Raw genomic sequence first — 23,100 nt, forward strand, 5'->3', positions numbered from 1 at the left:
TCATCGGAGGGGACCCATGGAACGGCAAGTGAGCATTCTGGACGGCGGCACGTTCGTCGTCAGCGATCTGCGTGGCAACATCGAACACTCCGTCAGCCGGCCGCTCGGCCTCTTTCACCTCGATACGCGCTTTCTCTCCGAATGGATCCTGACGATCGACGGCGTCGTCCCCGCCGCGCTGTCCACCGACGACGTGCAGTACTTCCAGGCCCAGTTCTTCCTCGTCCCGAGGCCTGCGGCGATGTACGTCCAATCGACCCTCTCGATCGTCCGGAGCCGGTTTGCGGGCGATGGCTTCCACGAGGACCTCCTGCTCATGAACCACGGCAAGGATCCCGTCGACCTCGAGGTCCGCATCCAGGCCGCCGCCGATTTCGCCGACCTGTTCGAGGTCAAGGACATGCTCCCGAAGAAGGGCGAGCGCTATCACCGCATCGAAGACAATCGGCTCGTCCTCGGCTATCGACGCGAGCGCTTCGTGCGCGAGACGTGGATCTCCGCCTCGCAGCCCGCGCAGATCGATCCGAACGGCTTGACCTTTCGGGCGAGCATCGCGCCGCACGGCCGCTGGAGCACGTGCCTCGACGTCGTGGCGGCGATCGACGGCCTCGAGGAGCGGCACACCCGGGTGAAGTACGCCCACGGCGAGCGCCACGCGCGCCCGAACATCGGCATCAGCCTCGAGAGCTGGATGGACCACGCCCCACGGCTCGTCACCTCGAACGAGACGCTCGCCCGGACGTACGAGCGGAGCCTCATCGACCTGGCCGCGCTGCGCTTCTTCTCCAAGCTGATGCCGGACGCCGCCATTCCGGCCGCTGGTCTGCCGTGGTTCATGGCGGCCTTCGGCCGCGACAGCATCATCACGAGCCTGCAAGCGTTGCCGTTCGTCCCCGAGCTCTCGCGCTCCACGCTCCGCTATCTCGCGCGCCGCCAGGGCAGCCGCCGGGACGATTTCCGCGACGAGGAGCCGGGGAAGATCCTCCACGAGGTCCGCTGGGGCGAGCTGACCGCCTTCGAAGAGCGGCCGCATTCTCCCTACTTCGGCGCTGCCGACTCGACGCCGCTCTTCTTGATCCTGCTGGACGAGTACGAGCGCTGGACCGGCGACGCGGAGCTCGTCCTGTCGATGGAGCACACCGCGCGCGCCGCGCTTCGATGGCTCGACCAGTGGGGCGACCGCGACGGCGACGGGTATGTCGAATACGACACGCGCAACCCCGAGACCGGCCTGGAGAACCAGTGCTGGAAAGACTCGTGGGACGCCATCGTCTTTCATGACGGATCGCTCGCGCCGCGGCCTCTCGCGTGTTGTGAGATCCAGGGCTACGTCTACGACGCGAAGGTGCGCTGCGCCCGGCTCGCGCGCGAGCTCTGGCGGGACCCCGAGCTGGCGGCGCGCCTGGAGCGAGACGCGGCTGAGCTGAAACGTCGATTCAATCAGGACTTCTGGCTCGACGATCGCGGGTTCTTCGCGCTCGCGCTGGATGGCCGGAAGCGACCGGTCGACTCCTTGACCTCGAACATCGGCCACTTGCTCTGGAGCGGTATCGTCGAAACATCGAAGGCCGAACGAGTGGTGGAGCACCTCCTCGGACCTCATCTGTTCAGCGGCTGGGGCGTGCGTACCCTGGCCGACGACGAGGGCGGGTACAATCCCATCGGATATCACGTGGGCACGGTCTGGCCGCACGACAACTCTCTGATCGCGCTCGGGCTCCGGCGTTACGGCTTCAGCGTGGAGGCCGGGCGTATCGCGACGGGCAACCTGGCCGCGGCGCCCTTCTTCCACTACCGCTTGCCGGAGGCGTTTGCCGGGTACCCACGAGAGCTCACCAAGTTCCCGGTCGAGTATCCGACCGCGTGCAGCCCCCAGGCCTGGGCCGCCGGGGCTCCCTTGCTCTTTCTGCGCGCCGTGCTCGGGCTGGAGCCGATGGGCAATCGCCTGTTCGTCGATCCGGCGGTCCCCGCCGAGCTCGGGGAGATCCGACTGCTCGACATCCCCGGGCGCTGGGGCAGGAGCGACGCCTTCGGTCGAGCGCGCCCGGAGTCGGGCCTCCGGGCGGCGTGAATCGCCATGGCGACGGCTGGCCCGTAGCCGTCGCCATGGATTCGCAGGAGCCGTGCCCCGGCAGCGTCAGGCTGCGCTGCGCGCCTCGGCGGGGCGCTCCGGCGGCGCCATGAACTCTGGACCCACCGGGTCGCGCACGGCTCGGGTGAGCACGGCGTCGATGTGGGCGCGGGCTTCGTCGTCGAGGCTCCATCCCACCACATCGTTGATCGGCGCGAGCTCCTCCGGCCGTCGAGCTCCCCAGAGAGCCACCGAGACACCCGGGTGGTCGAGCACCCAGCGCACCGCGAGCGCGAGCACGCCCCGCGCGTAGCGGTCGCGCGCGAATCGATCGAGGTCCCTCACCGCGTCGAGGTACTGCGCGAAGCGTGGAGGTTGGAACTTCGGATCGGTCCTCCTGAGGTCGTCCCCCTTGAACGCGGTCTCTTCGTCGATCGCGCCGCTCAGGAGCCCGCGGCAGAGCGCGCCGTACGTGAGCGTGGCGATCCCGTTGTCGCGGCACCAAGGCAGGATGTCCCCTTCCGCCTGCCTCTCGAAGAGGTTGAGCGGCGGCTGCGCCGAGGCGATCGGCGCGACGGAGCGGAACCGCTGCATCGCGTCGATCGAGTAATTGGAGACGCCGATCGCGCGGATTTTGCCTTCACGCTGGAGATCGAGGAGGGCCTGGGCCGTCTCTTCGTAGGGCGTTTGTGGGTCCGGCCAGTGTACCTGATACAGATCGATGTAGTCGGTGCGCAGACGCATGAGCGAGAGCTCGACCTCCTCCAGGATCTGCTTGCGCGTCCCGTTCCGGAAGAGCGCATCGCCCCGCCGCTCGAGGCCCACTTTTGTCGCGAGGACCACCCGCTCGCGCTGGCCCCGCTCGGCGATGGCCCGTCCGACGACCTCCTCGGAGTGACCGAACCCGTAGGCCGGCGCGGTGTCGATCAGGTTGATCCCGAGGTCGAGCGCCGCGTGAATCGTGCGGACCGACGCGTCGTCGTCGGCGCCCCCCCATTGAACCCCGCCCATGGCCCAGGTCCCTAGGCCGACCCGGCTCGCTGGAATCGGGACCTCACGAATGTTCGCTCGCTCCATGGTGCACCTCCTTCGTTTCTTCCGCTCGCCGCCGACGCAAGATGACCCGCGCGGGAGCCCTCCAATCCTCTCCCATCTCGTTTCACCTCCTCCCATCTCCTCCCATCTCGTTCCATCTCCTTCAATGCATCCGCCATACCCGCCGGCGCCGGCGAGACGGCGGGCTCAAGCGGCCATGAGGTTCACGGGCGACATCGGCTCCTGCCCGGACAGGACCCGAACGACCTCGCTCGCCGCAAATCGTCGGACGAACTCGATCGACTCTTCCGAGTAGTAAGCTGCGTGGGGCGAGATGACGACATTCTCGAGCGAGAAGAGCGGGCTCGTCGGACTCCAGTCCCGGCGCTTCGCCGGCTCCTCGGCGATATCGTCGAGCCCGGCCCCCGCGATCCATCCCTCCGCGAGCGCCCGGTACAGAGCGCCGTCGTCGATGATCGGACCACGGGCGGTGTTGACGAGGATCGCCGTCCGCTTCATGCGCCGGAGCTCGCGTTCTCCGATGAGACCACGGGTCCCGCGGGTCAGCGGCGCCTGGATGACGAGGTAGTCGGAGCGCTCCAGGAGCTCGTCGAAGGACACCGGGGCAGCGCCGGCGGCGCGGACCTCGTCCGTGTCGAGGAAGGGGTCGTGCGCTGTGACGCGCACACCGAAGCTCGCCATCCGCGCGGCGATGTTCCGGGCGATCGCGCCGAACGACAGGAGCCCCAGGGTCGCGCCCCGCATCCGGTGGATCGGCCGGCCATCCTGCCAGGACCAGGATCCACCGCGCGTGGCACGATCGTACGCGGGCAGCTTGCGGGCGAGCGTGAGCAAGAGCGCCACGGCGTGGTCAGCGACCTCGTCGGCGCACCAGTCGTTCGGCGCGTTCGTCACGCGGATCCCACGGCGGGTCGCTGCCGCGACGTCGACGGTGTCGACCCCGGTGCCGTACCGAGCGATGACCTGGCAGCGCCGGAGCCCCGAGATGGCTCGCCCCTTGACCTCGGCGTACTGCGTGAGCACGCCGACGGCGTCGCGCGCGACGGCCACGACGTCCTCTTCGGTCTTGCACTGTGCGGCGACCACCTCGAAGCCGGCCGGCTCCACGAGAGAGCGCTCGATGTCGACGTCGCCGAAATCGTAGTCCAGCACGACGACCTGCCCCGTCCGTTCCACGCTCATGGTCCTTACCTCCGTTCCCGTGCCGTTCAGTGTGAGTGACGAGGCAGCCCGTGAAGCTGAACGAGGTGCTGGTACCGAACGGCCGGTTCGAAGCAGGCGCCGGTGGACAGGGGACCGACCGCGTTCCGGTAGATCTCCTGCCATGGTGTCTGGCTCTCGAGCTCCGGCAGCTTCAGCGACTTGCGGCGCTGCTCGATCTCCTCGTCGGAGAGCAACACGTCCACGCGACGCCGGCGCAGATCGACCTGGATGCGATCCCCCGTCCGGATCAGCGCGAGGCCGCCGCCCACCGCGGACTCGGGCGACGCGTTCAGGATCGAGGGGCAGTCCGAGGTGCCGCTCTGGCGGCCATCGCCGAGCGTCGGCAGCGTCGTCCCCTCCCGAACCAGCGCGTCGGGCGGCTGCATGTTCACGACCTCCGCGGAGCCCGGATAGCCGACGGGCCCCGTGTTGCGCATGACGAGGATGCAGCTCTCGTCGATGCCGAGCGACGGATCGTTGATGCGAGCGTGGTAATCCTCCGGCCCCTCGAAGACGACGGCCCGCGCCACGAAGACGTCGGGATGCGCGGGGTCCGAGAGGTAGCGGTTGCGGAAGCTCTCTCCTATGACGCAGCTCTTCATGACGGCCGAGTCGAAGAGGTTCCCGCTCATGACGAGCAGGCCGGCGGCGCGGCGCAGCGGATCTTCGTACGGTCGGATCACGTCGCGGTTGGCGGCGACGGCGCTCGCCACGTTCTCACCCACGGTTCGTCCGGACACCGTGAGCGCATCCCCGTGGAGACGGCCCGCGCGGAGCAGCTCGTTCATGACGGCGGGCGCGCCCCCCGCGCGATAGAAATCCTCTCCCAGGAATCGCCCGGCGGGCTGGCAGTCGACGAGCAAGTGGACGTCTTGCCCGACCCTCTGCCAATCGTCGTTGGTCAAGTCGACCCCGACGTGGCGCGCGATGGCGTTCATGTGGATGGGGCAGTTGGTCGACGCGCCGATCGCCGAAGCGACGGCGATCGCGTTCTCGAACGCCGCCTTGGTCATGATCGCGCTCGGCGTCAGGTCCTCGTGCACCATCTCCACGATCCGGCGCCCGGTCGCGTATGCCATCTGCGCCCGCTCCCGATAGGGCGCCGGGATCGCCGCGCATCCGGGCAGCGACATCCCGACGGCCTCGGCGAGGACGTTCATCGACAAGGCCGTTCCCATGGTGTTGCAGTGTCCCGCGCTGGGCGCCGCCGCGGCGACCATGTCCATGAACTCCGCGTAGTCGATGCTGCCGGCCGCCAGGAGCCGGCGTGCCTCCCAGATCACGAGCCCCGAGCCGGCGAGCCTTCCCCGGTAATATCCGTTCAACATCGGCCCGCCCGAGAGCACGATCGCCGGCAGGTCGACCGTCGCCGCCGCCATCAGGCAGGACGGCGTGGTCTTGTCGCAGCCCGTCATGAGGACGACGCCGTCGATGGCGTATCCGAAGAGCACCTCCACCAACCCGATGTACGCGAGGTTCCTGTCGAGGCCTGCGGTGGGCCTCTTGCCTGTCTCCTGGAGAGGGTGCGCCGGGAATTCCAGCGGGATCCCGCCGGCGTCGCGCACGCCCTCCTTGACTCGGACGGCGAGGCTCAGATGATGGCGGTTGCATGGCACGAGGTCGCTCCCCGTCTGGGCGATCCCGATGACGGGGCGGCCGGATTGGAGCTCTCCGCGGGTCAGCCCGAAGTTCAGGTAGCGCTCGAGGTACAGCGCCGTCATATCCGGATTTGTCGCGTCGTCCCACCACGCTTGGCTCCGCAGCCTTCGCTTCTGGTTCATCGTTCACCTTCCTGGACGGGGGGCGCTACGGCCTACCCAGCAGCCCGAAGCCCTTCGTCGCGCATCGCCGTTCCGGCCGCTGCGATGTGGATCACCGTCTTCGCTCCGCCCCCCGCTGCTCGCAGCAAGGCCGGCGCCTCGTCGAGCGCGATCCGCCGCGCGATCACCCGGCGCGCGGCGTCGGGGAACAGGAGAAGGAACTGCTCGAGCATCCGGACGGCTGCCTCGTACGACTTGCGTCCGGCGTTCACGGTCCCGAACATCAGCTGGTTCTGGAGGACGAAATCGCGCATCAGACCGGATGCGTCGAAGTCGATCGCGGGCCGCGGCGCAGGGATGCCGGTGAGGATGAACGCGCCGTTCGCCGCCAGCGCGGGGAGGGTCTTGAACGCGAACTCCGGCACGCCGACCGCTTCGATGATCACGTCGAACCGCCCGAGGCGCCTCACCAGCCCCGGCACGTCGGTGGCCTCGCTCGATACGTAGTCGGCGCCGATGCTGCGCACCAAGCGCGCCCGATCGCCGTCCTTCGGCTCCCTCGAATACACGACCGCCCGCGCTCCGTTCGCGACCAGCCCCATCGCCGTGAGCACGCCGATCGGTCCGGCGCCGAGGACCAGGCCCCGCGCCCCGCCGTCCTCCCATGGCAGGCGCGTCAGGGTGGCGTCGAGCTGGGCGAACGCTTTGGCCACGACGCTCAGCGGCTCGACGAGGACGCCGAGCTCGCCGACCGCCTGAGGGACGGGGACGAGGTAACGCTCCTCCTCGACGAAGAGCTCGGTCATGAAGCCGTCCGCTCCGCAGATGCCGCGCTCGATGAACTCGCCCGTCGCGCAGAAGTCCTGGTGCCCGACGCGGCAGGCCGGGCACTCGATTCTGGTACAGGCCCGACGCACGGTCGGCACCACGAGATCTCCGGGACGAAGGCGAACCACGCCGTCACCCGTCTGTACGACCTCGGCGAGAGCCTCGTGTCCCAGCACGAGCCGGTCCGTCCCTGCCGGGGCGGACCCGTAGGTGAACGCGGCAATCTCCCGGTCGGTTCCGCACAGTCCGACTGCGAGGGTGCGGAGCAGCGCGTGCCCGTACGGAAGCCGCCGAGCGTCCGGCTGGTCTTCCTCTTCCACGAGACACACCACCCTCTCGGCCATCAAGGCAGCGACCGACTTCACGCGTCCCCCCTTCCTGCGAGCCGTGCCCGCTCGTCGTCGTGCGTGCCAGGCAGCGCACGTCGGCGACGGGTCCCATGGGGCGTTCGTTCGGGGGCGGCAAGCCCGAGGCGACCACCCGCCGGTGACCCACCGCTTCGGAGAAGGCGGTCGCTCCCCGACGAGCGCGGCGGCGGTGAGCTTCTCGCTCGATCGCGTTTGACAGGAATTGACGGGACTCGACCGGCCGCTTACCCACTGTCGCCAGCGACCGTCGGCTACCGTCGGCTATCGTCAGTTACCGTCAGCAAGGCTTACGCCGCGGATGGCAAGGACACTTCCTTCCCGGCTCTCCTTGCGTCGATGATGTGTGCGGTGTTGACGACCCCGACGTGAGAGAACGCCTGTGGAAAATTGCCGAGCTGGCGGCGCAGCTCGGGGCTGTACTCCTCGGCGAGCAGGCCGACATCATTGCCGAAGGAGACCAAGCGATCGAGGAGCGCCTCCGCCTCGTCGAGGCGACCGACCATCGCGTAGTTGTCGGCGAGCCAGAAGCTGCAGATGAGGAAGGTCCCTTCGTCCCCCGGCAGACCGTCCACGCCCGTTTCGGTCGCGTAGCGCAGGACGAGGCCATCCCGGGTGAGGCCCTTCTCGATCGCCGCGACGGTGGACAGCATGCGGGGATCATCGGCGGCCAGGAAGCCCATGTGCGGGATCAGGAGCACGCTGGCGTCGAGGGCTTCCGAGCCGTACGATTGCGTGAAGGCGCCGACGCGCGTGTTGAATCCGCGCGAGAGCAGGTCGCCGCGGATCTGCTCGCGCAACGCGCGCCAGCGCTGGAGCCGCTTCTCCAGTCGATGCTGTCCGCCTACACCGAACTCCTCGATCATGCGTACGGCGCGATCCACGGCCACCCAGGTCATCAGCTTCGAGTGCGTGAAGTGCAGCTGCTTTCCCCCGCGTACCTCCCAGATGCCTTCGTCCGGCCGCTGCCAGGACTCCTCGACGAAGTCCACGATCTCCACGATAGGGTCCCACGTGTGCGGCAGATCCGGCAGGCCGTGTGCGTGGGCATCGTAGAGCGTGTTGAGCACCTCACCGTAGACGTCGAGTTGAAACTGATCGTATGCGCCGTTGCCGATCCTCACCGGTCTCGATTCCTCGTATCCCGGGAGCCACGGCAGCTCGACCTCGGTGAGCCGATGCTCCCCGGCGACGCCGTACATGATCTGCAGCTGCGCAGGAGCACCGGCGACCGCGCGCATGAGCCAGTCGCGCCAGGCCCGAGCTTCCTCGAGGTACCCGCCGCGCATCAGGGCGTCGAGCGTGAGCGTGGAGTCGCGCAACCAGCAGTAGCGATAGTCCCAGTTGCGAACGCCGCCGAGGTCCTCCGGCAAGGACGTGGTCGGCGCCGCCACGATCCCACCCGTAGGCGCGTAGGTGAGCGCCTTCAGCGTGAGGAGCGACCGCACGACGGCATCACGCCAGCGGCCCTGGTAACGACAACGGCCCGCCCACTCGCGCCAGTGACGCTCGGTTCGCGCGAGCTCCTGCTCCGCGTCGACGGGGTGGGCCGGCGCGTGCTCATGCGACGGGTAGAACGTGAGGGTGAACGGCAGGCGCTGACCCGCGCGGACGACGAAGCTCGTCTCCAACCGGGCGGCGTTCCAGTCGGGGTTGAGCGACGCTGGGCTGCTGAACGCGATCGCGGCGGGTCCAGACGTGAGCGTCGCGCGGCCTCCGTCACACTGGATCCACGGGATCACGCGGCCGTAGCCGAACCGCGCCCTCAGATCGGAGTGCATCGGGACTTCGCCCTCGACTCCCTCGACGATCCGGATGACGTCGTGCTCGACGATGCCATAGGCTCCGTCGACGAGCCGGGGGGCCTCGTGCGCGGCCACGCCTGGGGGCATGAAGTCGATCAGGCGCGCGCGGCCGCTCTCACAGACGAACTCGGTCTCGAGGACCAGCGTGTCCCGCCGATAGCGCCGCTCCAAGCTTCGTATCGCCGTGGCTGGCCGGATGGTCCAGTAGCCGTGTTCGTCGCGTCCGAGCAGCTTCGCGAAACACGCGTCTGAGTCGATGCGTGGCAAGCAGAGCCAGTCGAGCGAGCCGTTACGTGAGACCAGACCGACCGTGGTCGTGTCACCGATGAGACCGTAGTGTTCGAGCGGAGCTGGCATCGCTGCAATATGCAGGGTCATGCCTGGACCGCAATCCTGGTGCCGCGGATCAGAAATCCTGCCAGGGATCTGGCTCGCGAGCGAAGATGAATTTTAGCGCAAAGGCGCAAGGGGCGCAAAGGCGCAAAAATGCATGATATTTGTTCCCTTTTTGCGTCTTTGCGTCTTTGCGTCTTTGCGCCTTTGCGTTGAAATCTCTCTCTCCGGATCCCGGGCAGGACCCCTGCCGGGTGAAAGCCGGGTGGAGCTCGAGGAGCGGGCGACCCCGCGGCGGCGCCTACTCGCACGCCATCGGGCCGAAGCAGACCGCGGGGTCCTCCGCGAAGCGACGGAAGTTGTCCGCCTCGGGGTGGCCCGGGAACGGGACATAATAGTAGACGGCCTTGTCGTCGAAGTCGCTGCCGTCATAGTAGGTCTGCCACGTCAGCGCGTAGGAGACGCCCGCGCTCTTCGCGATCTCGAGCAGGTGCTCGTTGTACCAGTCCTCCGTGACGGCGCCCTGCCCCGCGTCCGGGAAGAGGCTCGTCACCTCGGTCGAGGAGAGCGCGACGGCGGACGCCGCGCTGAGGCCGTAGTTGTCCAGGAACTCGGCCTTCATGCCCTGATCGAACAGGGTGTCGTACCACCGGCTCACGTGGTCCGCCGGATACAGCGCGAGCGACTGGCCCGCCGCGAGCTTGCTGATCCGGTGCAGGAGGTGCAGCCGGTAGGTGCCCGTCTCGCTGAGCGCGTGCGGCTTGCCCTTGGCCGCGCCGACCGCCGCGACGGCGCTCGCCATCGCCTTCATGTCCTCGAGGTCGGCCGGGGACGCCGCCCGCTCGTACGGGTAATAGAGATCGATGCCGAGGATGTCGATGAGGTCGTCCCCGGGGTACGCCTCAAGGTAGTACGCCTCCAGCAGCTCGGACGGCGGCTGGCCGTCGTGGTCGAGGATCGCCTGCTGGGGCGGGCTCTCGTAGGCCGCGCCGAGCTCGGAGAGCTCCTCGACCAGGCGCGCTCGGAGCAGGTCGCGAGAGAGGCTCTCTGGATCTCGGATCTTCGCCTCGGCGGGCGTCACCTCGCTGTCGCTCAGCTTCCGCAGCTTGTCGGTCGAGTACGCGAAGATCACGTTCTCCATCCCCGGCTCGCTCCGGACGGCCTCGGCGAACGTGCGGTACGCGGCGCGGTAGGCGTCGGGGCCGGTGACGGCCTGATCGTCGCCGAGCAGGGCCTGGCAGTTCCAGTACGGCTGACCCCACCAGAACCACGCGCCGGTGTGCTCGTGGAACGGCCTGAGGACGACCGGCTTGCCGTCGAGCCCGTGGTCGCGGAAGAACTGGGCCACGTACTTCGCGTGGGCCACGAGCCAGTCGCGCGCCGAGATCCCGGCGAAGGTCCCCTCCGCGATCGGCACGTCATTGGCGATCTTGCAGACGCACTTCAGGTTCTCCGGGATATCGGCGCTGGAGCCCAGGGACGCCGAATAGTACGTCTCGGCGTAGAACGGGGTGCCGCCGCCCTGGGCGTGGATCGGGACGCTCTGGCCGTCGACCGTGATGGTGGCGAGCGGCGTCGCGATGTCGGCCGCGAAGTCCGAGCTCGCGATGTCGTAGTTGCACGGGGGCGTGTGCCAGTCGATGGCCACCATGCCGCCCGGCTGCTCCAGCGTGTACGCCACGGCGGCGGCGGCGACGTCGCGCCGGTTCCAGGCGACCGGGTCGAAGACCATCGCGTCGAGGGAGAGGCCGAGCAGCCCGGGGTTCTCTCCCACGGTCGCGCCGGCGTCCGACGCCCACGCGCGCTCGTCGCGGCTGGCCGCGCCCGCGAGGGTCGCGAACCAGTCGTTGGTCGAGATGAGCCCCTTCGTGCCCGGGTCGTAGAGCCCCCACAGGATGCTGTGCTCGTATCCGAACCGGAACTTGCCGGCTCGCGACGAGGTCCAGAGGTCCTCGAGGAGCTTGCCCCGGGGCGTGTCCGGGAACTCCGGATCATCGCCGGGCGGGTTGTCGTCCGGGGGGTTGTCGTCCGGCGGATTGTCGTCCGGCAGGTTGTCGTCCGGGGGGTTGTCGTCCGGGGGGTCGTCTCCGGGCGGGTTGTCTCCGGGAGGGGGATCCCCCGGCGGCGCGCCGTCGTTCGACGACCCGCACGCGGCTGCCAAGCACAGAAGGAACGCGGCGCACAGGCGTGGGCTGAGCTGGTTGAGATTCATGGTGGCTTCCCCGCGAAGATACGAGTGGTGGGGGAAGCAGTAAGATCTGAATCGGTTCAGCGTCAATGCCGATTTCCGGTACGAGGGGCCGTCGTCAGTTTCGGGCCGCGTCGGGCCCACAAAGTTAACCGGTTCATGTTGCCGGGATCACGGTCAGCGGCGCGCCTGGATCGCTCGGGGTCGGCGGCGGCGCGGAACGCACGCCGGGTAGAATCACCCGGGGGGGCGCCTGTAACGGAAGTTTTCGCTTGTGCTGTTGGCGCGGTGATCGAGGGCGCCGGCGCGACGCCGACCCTCACCTTCGATCCGCCGGATGTGGGGGATCGTTCACGCCCTGAAGGGGCGCGCCCTGCGTCAGCCGCGTTGACGGTCGTCGCCGCGCTCGCCGCTCCGACCCGGAGAACGGCGACGGCGCCGCACGAGCGGCCGCGGATCGATCCGGCCGGTGAGCGTGAGCGACCGGCGGCCGATCACACGCTGCCGCTCACCTTCGCTGTACGGGTATTCCCGTCGAGCGACGTCTCGATCGTGTACAGCGCTCCCTGGTACGAAATGCTCCCGCCCTCACTCAGGTTTCCGCCGCGCAGCACGTTGGCGGCGCTCTCGTACAGAAGAAAGGAGGCGTGGCCGTAGGGCAACGCGCTCGACAGCATCCAGGTACCCTCCTGGCCGCCCTCTTCGATCACGAGGTGCTGCTGAGCGCCGGACGCGTCGAGCAGCACCCCGAGCGTCGAGCCGCTCCGGTCGCGCGACGTGGCGCGGAAGCTGAGGGGGGCAGCGGTGGCGAGCAACTGGGCGGAGGCGACTGGCTTCTGGGGGATGGACATGGCGGTGATCAACAAGCTCCGTGGACGGCCCTTGCGTGCGGACCGGGTGACGTGTCTTTCCGTGACGGCCTGGCGGCCGGGCTCGCGTGGAGCCGTCGCTCACCGGCCCGAGCCGGCGAGCGAGCGCTTCGACTGCCAGACGAGCCCGCCGTACTTCCGAGGAGAGCCCGAGCGGTCGAGCCGCTGGAACGTCTCACCCGTCTTGAGGTGCCGCTGCCTGTCGCGATCGAAGGGGCCGTGCTGGCCGCTCGCCGGCTCGTACGTGACGTCGCTCCGCCCGTGCACCTGGAAGCGCCAGCAGAGCCTTTGTTCCACACCGTCCACCACCCGCGACAACCACGGCTTCACGGTCTGTACCTCCCCGCGCTCAGCGCGCGAGCTCGTGGCCGAGGCAGGGCTGTCGCCCTGGGTCGCTTCGACCGGCGCGGCGGTGATGCTCGGCGTGCACGTGTGAGTCATCTCGACGTTCCTCCGACGGTGGAAGGCACGAGACGCGCGTGCATCCCACGGCTGTGCGAAAGTTGCCTCGAACGTCGCATGACGGCCGTGTTTGCCGGGCCTGGTCGATGGGCCAGACGGCATCGCCGACAACTTCACTGCGTGTACGCCAATGTATAGCAGAAAGATGCGCCACGGCACCACGCATATCGGCGCAGCAGGCGCCGATTTCGCCGGGGCGACGCTTTTTCGCGTCGTGGCTGCTCGGGCGTGGTGCGAGCTGTCTCTTCCGGGGAGGGCGCTCACCCCTCGGCGCCCGCGGCCCCGGTGTCCAGCCGGGCGACCTGGCGCTTGTAGGGCATCGAATCCGACAACTCCGGAACCGCGTTTGTCGCGCGAGTATGTCCCCGCGCCACTCGATTCGATCTCGTCCGTGAGGCGAGCCCGCGATGGGCGAGCCCGTGGGCCCGCGCGCGGGCCATCTGTGATTTCGTTCCTCGGCACTATCACCTCGGGCGCGAATCGGGCCCGGTCGTGCGCTGGATACCTCGGCGACATCGGCGTGAGTCCTCTCCACGGGGCCATGGACTCCTCGGTGTGGTTGGAGGCCTATCGTGGTGGGCAGTGGCAACCCTTCGACGCGCGCAATAACGTGCCTCGGTTCGGGTGCGCGCCGATCGCCCGCGGGCGCGACGCCGAGGGCGCGGCGATCACCTCCACCTGCGGCCAGAAGAGGTCGAAGACCTTCGGCGCCTGAGAGGAGGCGGCCGGCGCGGCGGCCTCGCCGGCGCCGGAGAGGACCCGGGTCACCGGGGCGGGAGCGCGCGGCGGATGACGGGCGCCGCCGCAGCGTCGTAAAGCTGCTCGCGCGAACCGCGGGTGTGTACAACCTGGACGACCGGGGAGGGCGGCGGAGCGGCAGCGCTCGGTCTGCTTCGGTGCGATTACTCACCGGCTCGGACAGCTGGGCGCCCATGGCGGCCCGGGTGGAGCGTGATAGTCTGCGCGCCCATGAACAACACGCCTACCGACGGCATCGATGGGGAAGATTGGGGACGACTGCACGTCACGCGAGCTTGCTGCGGCGTCGGTGTCTGCAGGAACTTCGCGCCAGAGCTCCTGGGCGAGGTGGCGCCCGCGCACTGGGAGGCCATGGACGGCGACGTGAAGCGTCGCGGCCCCGCCGTGCTGGAGGGCACGTACGACGAGGGGGCGTTCACGGGCGTCCTGCGCCAGCCGCGGAGCCGGGCCGACTTCGAGGCGGCGCGCACGGCCGTGGCCTCCTGCCCGGTCAACGCCTTGCGCCTCAAGCCGCCCGCCGCGCGCCCTCGCGCCGGCGAGCTCGGCGCTCCTTTCAGCACCTGGCCGCGCCGCATCGAGGAGGACGTCTGGGCGCTCGGCGAGCCCTCGAGGGAAACCGTCGGGGCCACGGCCTACTTCATCGAGCGCCCCGGCGGGAACGTGCTCGTCGATCTGCCCAAGCCGAGCGAGGCCATCTTCCGCTTCCTCGAGGAGCGCGGCGGCGTGCGGTGGATCTTCCTCACCCACAGTGACAACACCGCGCACCACGCCGAGTTCGCGGCCCGCTTTCCCGGCGCTCGCCGCATCCTCGGCTACGCGGACGTGAGCGCGCGCGGCGGCGCGTACACCGCGGTCACCACCGACGTGGAGATCCAGCTCCCCGACCGCCCCGAGCCCATGACCCTCGAGGGCGCGCCGCTCGCCGACGCCGCGCTCGCCGGCGCCGAGCTCGCCGTGCTCTCGCAGCCCGGCCACACCGCGGGGTCGATGTGCCTGCTGTACCGCGGCCGCTTCCTGTTCACCGGCGATCACCTCGCCTACTCGCGCCGCCTCGGCCAGATCATGGCGTTCCGGCTCCAGTGCTGGCACGACTGGGAGCGCCAGACCGGCTCCGTGCGCCGGCTGGTCGCCCTTGCGGAGGCGGGCCACCTCCGGTTCGCGTGGCTCCTGCCCAGCCACGGCGAGTGGCACCGCCTCGACGGCGACGGCAGCGCCGCCGCGACGGCGGACGAGCTGAGGCGCACGGTGGCCTGGATGGAGCGGCAGGCGCCTGGCCGCCTCCCGATCGCCCGCTTCATCCCCTGGGTGCAGAGCCGCGTGCAGCCCCGCGGCCGCATCGCCCGCGCGGTGCGCGCGATCGGCGGCGAGGGCCCCGGGAGCGAGGCGTGGGTGCTGCCGCGCGCCCTCCACCCGTACCTGCCCGATCACCGGCCGGAGAAGGTCAATCCGGCGCTGATGCGGGCTTCCCTCGCGGCGGCGAGCGCGATCGGCGCCGCGGCGTCCGTCGTCTGGCTCGCCGCGCGCGCGGTGGGGGCGGTGGTGAAGCGGAGGGCGTGACGCGGGCGCGGGGGCGCGCGCTCGCCGCTCAGCCGCTCGCGCCGTCCTCGCCGTCCTCGCCGTCCTCGCCGTCCTGGCGCAGCAGGTACCGTGTCTCGGGGTTCTCCCGGCGCCAGATCACGTTATCCATGAAATAGTGGTGGATGTTCACGAACACGTAGATGGCCGCGAGGTAGGGTGTCGGGCCCAGCCCGGCCATCGTCTCGTCGCCGCTCGCGCTCAGCACCAGCGCGCCGTCGAGGAGCGCGGGCGCGCCGCGGAGCACGACCCACCCGAGGCCGACGGCGGAGGCGGCCAGGAGGCCGAGGCGCAGGCTTGTCGGCCTCCCGAACAGCGGCGGGCCCTCGGCGTCGCGCGCCTCGTTCCGCTTCAGGAGCCAGACGAAATACAGATACTGGACGGAGTGCAGCGCCGGAATCACGTACATCATGAGCCGGTCGAGGCTCGAGTACACCGTCCAGAGCCACACCGTGATGAGGAACCCCGCGAGCGGCGAGAGCGGCGGTAGCCGCCGGTCCGCGCGCCACCGCCGCGCGAGCGCCCAGCACAGCGCGAGCGCGCTCAGCGCGAAGGCCGCGCCGGCGATGGGCTCGAGGGCCGGCGGGTGCGCGATCGAGGTGTAGACCACGCCCTTCTCCTCGAGCTCCCTGCCCGGATCGGCCGGGCTCGCCCACGCATAGGCCCAGGCCGCGAAGCAGTGCGCGAGGATCACCCTGCGCTCCAGCGGGCTGAACCGGAACCCGCGCCGCGCCGACAGCACCGTCAGGACGCCGAAGCCCTGCTTCACGTAATGCCAGCCCACCAGGAGAAACATGAGCTGGATCATGAAGCCCATCGCCCGCGCGGAGCCGGTCGAGAGCGCGAAGGCCGCCCAGGCGAGCAGCGCGAGCGGGACGAGGAGCCCCGCGACGACGGTGCGGGCCCGCTGCGCCGGGGGGAGCGCGCCGTCGAACGCGCGGCGCCTCGCGTCCCTGTAGAACAGCAGGTACGTGACCGCGAAGTGAGGATCGTTGATCACGGACGCGGCGTGGAACGTCAAGAAGCCGATCGCGAGCTCCGACGCGTCGAGCCCGACCGCCCGGCGGAGCAGCCACGCGAGCGGAAAGAGCACGAGCGTCGCGCCGCCCACGAGCAGGAACTCGATGAGGCGGGCGCCCGAGGCCTCCCGGCGCGGCGCCGCGACCGGGACTGGCAGCGTCACGCTCGCGCTGGTCATGCGCCGAAGTTACCACACGGGGGCGCGCCACATCCTTCATCGAAGCCCGTACGAACGCCGCGCGCGCGAGCGCCCGCGCGGGCGCGCCGGAGGCCGGCGATCGGCGCTCGTGGCGCAACTTTACCGATGGATCGAACGGGAGTCCGCGGGCCTCGCGCCGATGCGCGGCCGGCCGCCCGTCACCGGCGCTTCAGGGCGTACGCGATGCCGCCTTGCAAGGTGCCCTCCGTGACCAGGCCGCGCAGGTCGATGTCGAGCTCGATCATCGTCCGCGCGATCGCGGGCTGGATGCCGGTCAAGACGACCTCGGCGCCGAGCAGCCCGGCCGCGCGCGCGGCCTGCACCAGCATCTCGGCGACGCGCTCGTCGACCGCCTTGACGCCGGTGATGTCGATGATCGCGATGCGGGCCGCGTGCCGCTCGACGCCCTGGAGCAGCGTCTCGATGATGCCGCCCGCCCGCGCGCTGTCGAAGAAGCCGATGAGCGGCATGACGAGGACGCCCTCGGCGATCGGCAAGAGCGGCGTGACGAGCTCCCGTATCGTGTCCTGCTGGGCGACGATGAGCTCGTCCCGCGCCGCCTCCCGCTCGCGCTCCGCCTCCTTGACGCGGGTGATGTCGAGCGAGACGCCGGCCATCGAGCCCTCCGGGATGCCCTCGCCCGAGACCGGGAACTTGATCGTGAAATACGTCTTCTCGCCCCCGGGGTGCGGCACGGGATCCTCGGCCTCGAACGGGGTGCCGCTGCTGCGCACGAGCGCGTCGACATCGTTGTAAATCGCCGCGACCTCCGGCGGGAAGAAGTCCTTGTCGGTCTTGCCGACCATGCTGCCCGGGGCCGCGCCGACGATCTCCTCGAGCGAGCGGCTCACCAGGAGAAAGGCGCCGTCCCCGTCCTTCGCGTAAAGCAGGACCGGCGCGCGCTCGCAGAACGCGGCGAGCAGCGCCTCGCTCCGGAGCAGGCGCCGCTCGCGGCGCCGCCGCTCGGTCACGTCCTCGGCCGACAGGAAGATCTCGCGCGCGGCGCCGTCCTCGCCGCGGGTGAAGACCTCGGCGCGGACGGCGAAGACCCGCTCGTCCCCCTCGCGGCCCAGCGCCCGCAGCTCGCCGTCCACGACCTCGCCGTCCCGCGCCGCCGAGAGCCGCTCGGCGCGCGCGGCCAGGCCGGCGAGGTCGTCGGGGTGGATGCGGGCCGAGAGCGCCGCGAGGCCGCGCGTCGAGAGCTCCTCGTCGGAGCAGCCGAGCGCGCGGGCGAGGGCGGCATTGTGCGCGGTGAGCCGCCGCTCTCTCATGTCCACGACACACAGGATCGCCGGCGTCGCGTCGAGCATCCGCTGAGCGCGCCCGCCGGTCGCCTCAGGGTGGTCCTTGCCCCTGGTCTCTTTCATCCCGGCACGGCCTTGTTCATGGTGGCTCCTTCGACGTCGGGCGGCGGCAAGCGCGCGGGCCTGAGCTTGCCACATGATAGCCACTGGCCGCGGGGCGCGCGGCCGAATCGACGGTGCCGCCTCGTCGTCGAGGGCGCCCGGCGCGGCGCGCCAGCCACTTGGCACAGGCGCGAGCAGCGATGGCGGAGCGCGTCACGCGACGTCGCTCGCGGCGCGCGTCACGCGGCGTCGCCTGCGGCGCGCCGCACCGCCGGGCTCAGGGGAGCAGGCTGCAGTCGGACAGGGGCGTCCGGTAGTCCATCGCCTGGGTATTGCGCTCGAACTCGTCCAGGTTGTTCGGACAGACGACGTACCAGCCAGCGTCGGTGAAGGGGTCCACGCGCCGATCGGTGGTGACCAGGTCGTACGCCAGCATCACGGTGTCGTAGCCCCAGCCGAACAGCTTCTGGCCGAGGAGCACGTCGACGTAGCCGGCGCGCATGCGATCCAGGTACTCCGGCAGCGTATCGAACGCGACCGAGTGGATCTCCTTCGCCATCGCCTTCTCGGCGAGCAACGGCGCGTGGGCCTCGAGGTCCGGCTCGCCGAGGAGCTTGCTGTAGGAGAAGAAGAAGCCCGTGATCTCCGGGTCGTCCTCCAGCGCCTGCTGCGCCTGCTGCGTGCAGAAGGGGTCTTGATAGTCGCAGCAGAGGCAGGGGAGGGTCGCGGCGTTCGTCATGCCCGGGTATTTCTTCAGCGCCTCGGAGAAGCCGGCGGTCCGGTCGATGAAGGTCCCTGCGGCGGTGGGGGTGTAGCCGCCGTCCCTGTTCTCTTCCATCATCGTCTGGAAGGCGATCTTCCCGGTCTTCCCGTTGATGGTCGCGAGCGCGTCCATGAGGAAGGCGGCAGCGGCCTTGTTGTCCATGCCGTAGTAGGTGTGGCGCCTGCTGTCCGGCGCGTCGCCGCCGTAGGTGACGACCTTGATGCCGGCGTCCACGGCCCGGTTGATGAGGTCGTTCTCGCAGACCCCGTCGAAGACGTCGACGGAGATGGCGTCCACCTTCTCGTCGATGACCTTCTCCAGCTCCGCCATCTGCGGCCGGGAGAAGTAGCACTCGTCGTCGGCAACGAGCGGATCGCCGTTTTCGTCGAGCTCCGGGCACTCGGGATCGATGATCCTCACCTCGACCGGGCGCGCGCTCGTGGCCGCGAGCTCCGTGCTCGCCTGCCTGGCGCCCTCGCGCCCGAGGTCGTGGAACCGATTGCACTTGTTGTGCGTGATGTAGGCGATGGTGATCGGCTCACCCGTCGCGCTCTCGCTTTCGCTGCAGGCGACCAGGCTGGCCGCCAGGAGAATACCGGAGAATGTTTGATGGCGCATGAACCCCCTCCACGCTCGAGATGCAAAAGAGCCGTCGAGAACGATGTTGCGATTGGGTGAGAGATGTTTGGCGGTCGACGCTCGTTATCCATCACGGTTCGTCGCCGCCGTGACCGCCTGTCCCGCCAGCGCCGCCGTCGCCGCCGTGACCGCCTGTCCCGCCAGCGCCGCCGTCGCCGCCATGGCCGCCCGTCCCGCCAGCGCCGCCGTCGCCGCCATGGCCGCCCGTCCCGCCGTCAGTGTCCGCGCCGCCGCCGCCCCCGCCGCCGGTCGAGGCGGTCCCGCTCGCGTGGGAGGAGCTCGCGGAGACGCCCGTGTCCACGCAATTCGGGTTGTCGACCTCGACGTAACAGCCCACCTCGACGGGGTGGCCGACCTCGATGCAGCCCCACGAAAAGAGGCACGCGGCGGCCGACGCGCCGACGAGGAATGAGGAGAGGGGCGATCTCTTCTTCACGGCAAAGCTCACGGCAAAGCCCCCAGGTGCGCGCGCGAGGCCGTCGCGCGGGAGGAGGGCCCGGCCGCCGCGGGCGGGCCGGCGGCGGCGTCATCGCCGCCCAGGTGAAGCTCGATCCCGGCGAAGACCGTGAGCCGGTTCGTCAGCGCGAAATCCGCGCTGGGGCCGTGCTCCACGAGGTGGCGCGGCCGTCCCTGGTTGGGGCCGACGACGTAGGGCTCGTAGGCCGAGAACGCGTATTGCCCGCCGAGCGTGTACCCGGCGCCCTTCACCCCGGGCAACGCGCCCGTCAGCGCCGCGCGGAGCTCGAGCTGCGGCGACACCTCGGGGCGCGGGGTGAGGTTCGACGGATTGCCGCCGTAATACGCCTGATCCGCGATCCGGCGGCCCATGTACGCGGCCGCCAGCGACACGGCGCCGGCGCCGATCTCGTACGAGACGTGCGCGTTGCCGTACACCGACGGCGCGACGGTGAGGGGGACCTCGTCCCCGACGCCGAACCTCGCGTTGTCCTTGATCTGCTGCTCCGACATGCGGCGCCGCGTCACCGCGAACGTGGAGTTCGCGCCGACGCGCAGCCGCCGATCGAGGAAGCTCGCCTCGAACCCGAGGTTCGCGCCGTAGTTCCGGATGCCCGGTACGTTCTTGAAGCTCGAGACGCTGGGCGCCTTGGCCTTCACGATCTGGAGCTCGATGACGTCCCGCCAGGTCGAGGCGAAGCCGCCGGCCGTGATCGCGTACGCGCCGGTCCGGAACGACGACACCGCCTCCACCGACGAGACCTTCTCCGGCTTGAGGCCGTCCGGGTCCGGCAGGAGCCTGCCGCTCAGCATGTAGAGCTCGACGAAGCTGGGCGCGCGGAACGCGCTCGAATAGATGAGCTTGAGCGAGACGCGATCGTCCGGCTCGGCGATCAGCGCGGCGCGCGGCGAGATCGCGGACGGCAGGTGCTCGAGCGGGATGCGCGAGTCGAGGTCGACCCGGATGCCCGCGTTGAGCGCGATGGGCCGGAAAGGGCGCAGCGTCTGCTGCACGTAGGCCCCGAGCGCGGCCTCGTCCTCGAGGCGGTGCCCGCCGCCGTGCCAGCGCGTGAGCGACGGGTCGGAGCCGTAGCTCTTGCCCGTGAGGTCGTCGAAGGCGACGATCTCGTACGCGGACGTGCGGAGGCGCCCGTCGACGCCCGCCAGGGTCGAGAAGGCGCCGTCGCCCGCCCAGTCGACCACCGCCTGGAGCTCCAGCCCGACCCAGCGGGAGAGGAACAGCGCCTCCTTCCGGCAGGGCCCGGACGGCCCGCGCGGGCACTGCTCCGGATCCATCAGCGCGATCGGCACGCCCGGCAAGAGCGCGTCGTGGCCGACGACGTAGCGCGAGCGCAGGAGGCGGCTGTACCCGAAATACGCGCGCGCCACGCCCTCGAGCCGCTCGCTCCAGCGGGCGCGGTAGCGCACGCTCGCCAGGGAGAGCGACTGCGTGTTGCTGTTGTGCGCGTCGTCGTAGGCGCCGATGCGGTTCTCGTAGAGATCCATCTGGGGCGCCGCCCACACCGAGCGCGTCACCTGCGCGGCGGCGCTCAGGTCGCCGACGTCGACGCGCAGGAACGCGCCCGCCTTGCGGCGGAACCACTGCTCTTTCACCGGGCCGCCCCAGGTGCCGGGCTCGGCGTGCGAGCCGAGATCCAGCGAGGGCGCGCCGTCGGGCCCGACCGGGATGGGCTGCTTCGGGAAGGCGAAGTGCGGGCCCTTGAACGTGTGCATGTCGGCCGCCGCCACCACGCCCGCGGGCTGCCCGAGCACCGTGAAGCTGCGCCCGAGGCTCAGCGCCACCGTGTTCTCGCCCCCGGGGCTGTCGACCGTGGGGGTCCTGATGTTCCCCGACTCGTCGAGCGGCGGCGACGCCCCGAGCATGAGCGAGGCGTGGAGGCCCTGGTGGTCGGCGGCCTTCTTCGTGACGACGTTGATGACCCCCAGCATGGCCTGCGCGCCGTAGAGCACGGAGCCCGGGCCCAGGACCACCTCGATGTGGTCGATGACGTCGACCGGGATGTCGTGCAGGAAGACCGTGCCGCCGCCCTGCTCGTTCACGACCATGCCGTCGAGCACGAGCAGCACGTGGCTGTTCGCGTCCCGGGTCAGCGCGACCCCGCGCGCGCCGACCTCGGGGGCCGACATGCGGTAGTGCGCGAAGACGCCGCTCCCGAGGAAGTTGAGCGCGTCGGCGAGGCGCTGGATGCCGAAGCGCTTGAGCTGCTGGCCGGTGATCACCGACGACATGGCGGGCGCGTCGCTCGCGCGCTCCGCGGCGCGGGAGGCGCCGGACACGACGTTCTCCTCGAGGATCTCGAGGAGGGAGCTGACGTCCTCGGCCCGCGCCTCGCGCGAGGCGGCGGTCGACCACGCGAGCGACGCTGTGCAGAGCAGTGCCAAACCGGGCGAGCGCACGTCAGTAGATCCTTGCCAGTTTGAGGATGGACGCCGGGAAATCGATGCGCTGGGCCCGGGCCTGCGCGAGGTTGATGCTCATGCGCGGCTTGCCGTTGGCGACGTCGACGCCGAGCACGGCGCCCTGCGCGACGTAGGGCTCGACGGCCGCGAAGCTCAAGACGCCCGTGTCCGCGAGCGCGCCGCGGATGGCGGCGACGTCCTTCGCGAGCCCGGAGGAGATGTAGACGACGTGGATGTCGCGCGCGCGGCACGCCGCGGCGAGCTCGGCCGCGCTGGAGTACTCGATGGCCTCGACGCGGATCGGCCGGTCGCGCACCTTGCCGATGTCGAGGAGCGCCCGCCTCATCTGGTGCGCGGCGCTCGCCGAGTCCGCGTCGCGCGCCCTCGTGAGCAGCAGGAAGGAGACCTGCGCCTTCACCCGCTCCGGGAAGCCCCGGTCGTACGGCAGGATGCGCGTGACGATCTCCGCCTGCACGTCGAAGGGCGCCGTCGCCGTCTCGGCCCGCGCGCGGCGCGGGGCGAGGGCGGCCGCGGCGAGGAGGCCGAGCACGAAGGCGCGCCGGCAGAGCGTCACGCCCTGCGTTCCTTGGCGCGGGCGAGGCTGGAGAGCTTGCGGATGCGGAGCGCCGCCTCCACCTGCGGGGTGAGGGCGAGGAGATCGCCCTTCCTGCCGAAGACGCCGTCGAAGCCGAGCTCCGCGTACCGGGCCCCGGCCTTGGCGTCGGTCGTGTAGAGGTAGAAGAGCGGAGGCCGCTCGGTCGCGGGCACCGCCGCCTTGAGCGAGCGCAGGACGGCGCCGCCGTCGAGGCCCGGCATGAAGAAGTCGATGATGACCAGATCGCAGCCGCGCAGGTGGCGGGCGGTGCCGACGAGCTGCGTCGTCGTGACGACGTCGTAGCCGGCGCTCGACAGCTCGACGCGGATCCGCATCAGCACGATCTCGCTGTCATCGATCACCAGGATGCGTCCGCCTTGTGCCATC

General features: G+C 70.2%; 18 protein-coding genes. 3 read left to right on the forward strand and 15 right to left on the reverse strand.

The genetic code is table 11. The features are described 5' to 3' along the window. The first annotated feature begins 16 nt into the window (after positions 1–16). On the forward strand, positions 17–2,071 hold the full coding sequence (locus WMF26_RS05855) for an amylo-alpha-1,6-glucosidase (RefSeq protein ID WP_437999501.1): 2,055 nt from the start codon (positions 17–19) through the stop codon (positions 2,069–2,071). Positions 2,072–2,137: 66 nt separating this feature from the next. Here WMF26_RS05855 and WMF26_RS05860 read toward each other — a convergent pair whose 3' ends face one another. The 8 genes from WMF26_RS05860 to WMF26_RS05895 all read right to left on the reverse strand — a co-directional run bounded on the left by WMF26_RS05860 (position 2,138) and on the right by WMF26_RS05895 (position 12,919). Further along, the gene (locus WMF26_RS05860; protein WP_437999502.1) at positions 2,138–3,148 is read right to left on the reverse strand and encodes an aldo/keto reductase; all 1,011 of its coding nucleotides are present in this window, start codon (positions 3,146–3,148) and stop codon (positions 2,138–2,140) included. A 165-nt stretch (positions 3,149–3,313) separates the two neighbouring features. After that, on the reverse strand, positions 3,314–4,309 hold the full coding sequence (locus tag WMF26_RS05865; protein WP_437999503.1) for a C-terminal binding protein: 996 nt from the start codon (positions 4,307–4,309) through the stop codon (positions 3,314–3,316). A gap of 26 nt (positions 4,310–4,335) precedes the next feature. Further along, positions 4,336–6,111, reverse strand: coding sequence for an IlvD/Edd family dehydratase (locus WMF26_RS05870; protein WP_437945141.1), 1,776 nt, complete (start codon positions 6,109–6,111; stop codon positions 4,336–4,338). A 32-nt stretch (positions 6,112–6,143) separates the two neighbouring features. Further along, the gene (locus WMF26_RS05875) at positions 6,144–7,262 is read right to left on the reverse strand and encodes a glucose 1-dehydrogenase (RefSeq protein ID WP_438002380.1); all 1,119 of its coding nucleotides are present in this window, start codon (positions 7,260–7,262) and stop codon (positions 6,144–6,146) included. Between the two features lie 311 nt (positions 7,263–7,573). Further along, positions 7,574–9,445 carry a glycoside hydrolase family 15 protein gene (locus WMF26_RS05880; protein WP_438002381.1) on the reverse strand — a complete coding sequence of 624 codons (1,872 nt, stop codon included), beginning with the start codon at positions 9,443–9,445 and terminating at the stop codon, positions 7,574–7,576. Positions 9,446–9,722: 277 nt separating this feature from the next. Further along, the gene (locus WMF26_RS05885; RefSeq protein WP_437999504.1) at positions 9,723–11,633 is read right to left on the reverse strand and encodes a glycosyl hydrolase; all 1,911 of its coding nucleotides are present in this window, start codon (positions 11,631–11,633) and stop codon (positions 9,723–9,725) included. A 470-nt stretch (positions 11,634–12,103) separates the two neighbouring features. Continuing rightward, a complete protein-coding gene (locus WMF26_RS05890; RefSeq protein WP_437999505.1) occupies positions 12,104–12,460 on the reverse strand; it encodes a hypothetical protein in 357 nt (118 codons plus the stop codon). Positions 12,461–12,559: 99 nt separating this feature from the next. Beyond that, positions 12,560–12,919, reverse strand: a complete 360-nt coding sequence (locus tag WMF26_RS05895; protein ID WP_437999506.1) for a hypothetical protein — start codon at positions 12,917–12,919, stop codon at positions 12,560–12,562. Positions 12,920–13,460: 541 nt separating this feature from the next. On the opposite strand from WMF26_RS05895, the gene WMF26_RS05900 reads away from it, so the two are divergent. Further along, positions 13,461–13,655 (forward strand): hypothetical protein, encoded by a 195-nt coding sequence (locus WMF26_RS05900; RefSeq protein ID WP_437999507.1) that lies wholly within the window; start codon positions 13,461–13,463, stop codon positions 13,653–13,655. A 254-nt stretch (positions 13,656–13,909) separates the two neighbouring features. Beyond that, complete coding sequence (locus tag WMF26_RS05905; protein WP_437999508.1) at positions 13,910–15,256, forward strand: MBL fold metallo-hydrolase; 1,347 nt, start codon at positions 13,910–13,912, stop codon at positions 15,254–15,256. A 28-nt stretch (positions 15,257–15,284) separates the two neighbouring features. Here WMF26_RS05905 and WMF26_RS05910 read toward each other — a convergent pair whose 3' ends face one another. The 7 genes from WMF26_RS05910 to WMF26_RS05940 all read right to left on the reverse strand — a co-directional run bounded on the left by WMF26_RS05910 (position 15,285) and on the right by WMF26_RS05940 (position 23,099). Then, positions 15,285–16,472 (reverse strand): hypothetical protein, encoded by a 1,188-nt coding sequence (locus tag WMF26_RS05910; RefSeq protein WP_061629365.1) that lies wholly within the window; start codon positions 16,470–16,472, stop codon positions 15,285–15,287. Between the two features lie 179 nt (positions 16,473–16,651). Next, positions 16,652–17,860: a PAS domain-containing protein gene (locus WMF26_RS05915; RefSeq protein WP_437999509.1), complete on the reverse strand. Its 1,209-nt coding sequence runs from the start codon at positions 17,858–17,860 to the stop codon at positions 16,652–16,654. A gap of 256 nt (positions 17,861–18,116) precedes the next feature. Further along, positions 18,117–19,220, reverse strand: a complete 1,104-nt coding sequence (locus tag WMF26_RS05920) for a substrate-binding domain-containing protein (protein ID WP_437999510.1) — start codon at positions 19,218–19,220, stop codon at positions 18,117–18,119. 91 nt (positions 19,221–19,311) lie between these two features. Then, entirely contained in the window at positions 19,312–19,677 is a 366-nt protein-coding gene (locus tag WMF26_RS05925) for a hypothetical protein (RefSeq protein ID WP_437999511.1), read from the reverse strand. An 8-nt stretch (positions 19,678–19,685) separates the two neighbouring features. Beyond that, on the reverse strand, positions 19,686–22,115 hold the full coding sequence (locus WMF26_RS05930) for a TonB-dependent receptor plug domain-containing protein (RefSeq protein WP_437999512.1): 2,430 nt from the start codon (positions 22,113–22,115) through the stop codon (positions 19,686–19,688). A 1-nt stretch (position 22,116) separates the two neighbouring features. Continuing rightward, on the reverse strand, positions 22,117–22,692 hold the full coding sequence (locus tag WMF26_RS05935) for a YfiR family protein (RefSeq protein WP_437999513.1): 576 nt from the start codon (positions 22,690–22,692) through the stop codon (positions 22,117–22,119). After that, positions 22,689–23,099 (reverse strand): response regulator, encoded by a 411-nt coding sequence (locus WMF26_RS05940; protein ID WP_437999514.1) that lies wholly within the window; start codon positions 23,097–23,099, stop codon positions 22,689–22,691. Before WMF26_RS05940 ends, WMF26_RS05935 begins: the two co-directional genes overlap by 4 nt. Between the last annotated feature and the right edge of the window lies 1 nt (position 23,100).

Source organism: Sorangium sp. So ce185, assembly GCF_051526825.1.
In the GTDB taxonomy this organism is placed as follows: Bacteria; Myxococcota_A; Polyangia; order Polyangiales; family Polyangiaceae; genus Sorangium; species Sorangium cellulosum_D.

What these genes read in the sequence shown, in the direction of transcription:
- WMF26_RS05855 (WP_437999501.1), top strand. Translation starts at nt 17, where the DNA reads ATGGAACGGCAAGTGAGCATTCTGGACGGCGGCACGTTCGTCGTCAGC.
- WMF26_RS05860 (WP_437999502.1), bottom strand. Translation starts at nt 3,148, where the DNA reads ATGGAGCGAGCGAACATTCGTGAGGTCCCGATTCCAGCGAGCCGGGTC.
- WMF26_RS05865 (WP_437999503.1), bottom strand. Translation starts at nt 4,309, where the DNA reads ATGAGCGTGGAACGGACGGGGCAGGTCGTCGTGCTGGACTACGATTTC.
- WMF26_RS05870 (WP_437945141.1), bottom strand. Translation starts at nt 6,111, where the DNA reads ATGAACCAGAAGCGAAGGCTGCGGAGCCAAGCGTGGTGGGACGACGCG.
- WMF26_RS05875 (WP_438002380.1), bottom strand. Translation starts at nt 7,262, where the DNA reads ATGGCCGAGAGGGTGGTGTGTCTCGTGGAAGAGGAAGACCAGCCGGAC.
- WMF26_RS05880 (WP_438002381.1), bottom strand. Translation starts at nt 9,445, where the DNA reads ATGCCAGCTCCGCTCGAACACTACGGTCTCATCGGTGACACGACCACG.
- WMF26_RS05885 (WP_437999504.1), bottom strand. Translation starts at nt 11,633, where the DNA reads ATGAATCTCAACCAGCTCAGCCCACGCCTGTGCGCCGCGTTCCTTCTG.
- WMF26_RS05890 (WP_437999505.1), bottom strand. Translation starts at nt 12,460, where the DNA reads ATGTCCATCCCCCAGAAGCCAGTCGCCTCCGCCCAGTTGCTCGCCACC.
- WMF26_RS05895 (WP_437999506.1), bottom strand. Translation starts at nt 12,919, where the DNA reads ATGACTCACACGTGCACGCCGAGCATCACCGCCGCGCCGGTCGAAGCG.
- WMF26_RS05905 (WP_437999508.1), top strand. Translation starts at nt 13,910, where the DNA reads ATGAACAACACGCCTACCGACGGCATCGATGGGGAAGATTGGGGACGA.
- WMF26_RS05910 (WP_061629365.1), bottom strand. Translation starts at nt 16,472, where the DNA reads ATGACCAGCGCGAGCGTGACGCTGCCAGTCCCGGTCGCGGCGCCGCGC.
- WMF26_RS05915 (WP_437999509.1), bottom strand. Translation starts at nt 17,860, where the DNA reads ATGAAAGAGACCAGGGGCAAGGACCACCCTGAGGCGACCGGCGGGCGC.
- WMF26_RS05920 (WP_437999510.1), bottom strand. Translation starts at nt 19,220, where the DNA reads ATGCGCCATCAAACATTCTCCGGTATTCTCCTGGCGGCCAGCCTGGTC.
- WMF26_RS05940 (WP_437999514.1), bottom strand. Translation starts at nt 23,099, where the DNA reads ATGGCACAAGGCGGACGCATCCTGGTGATCGATGACAGCGAGATCGTG.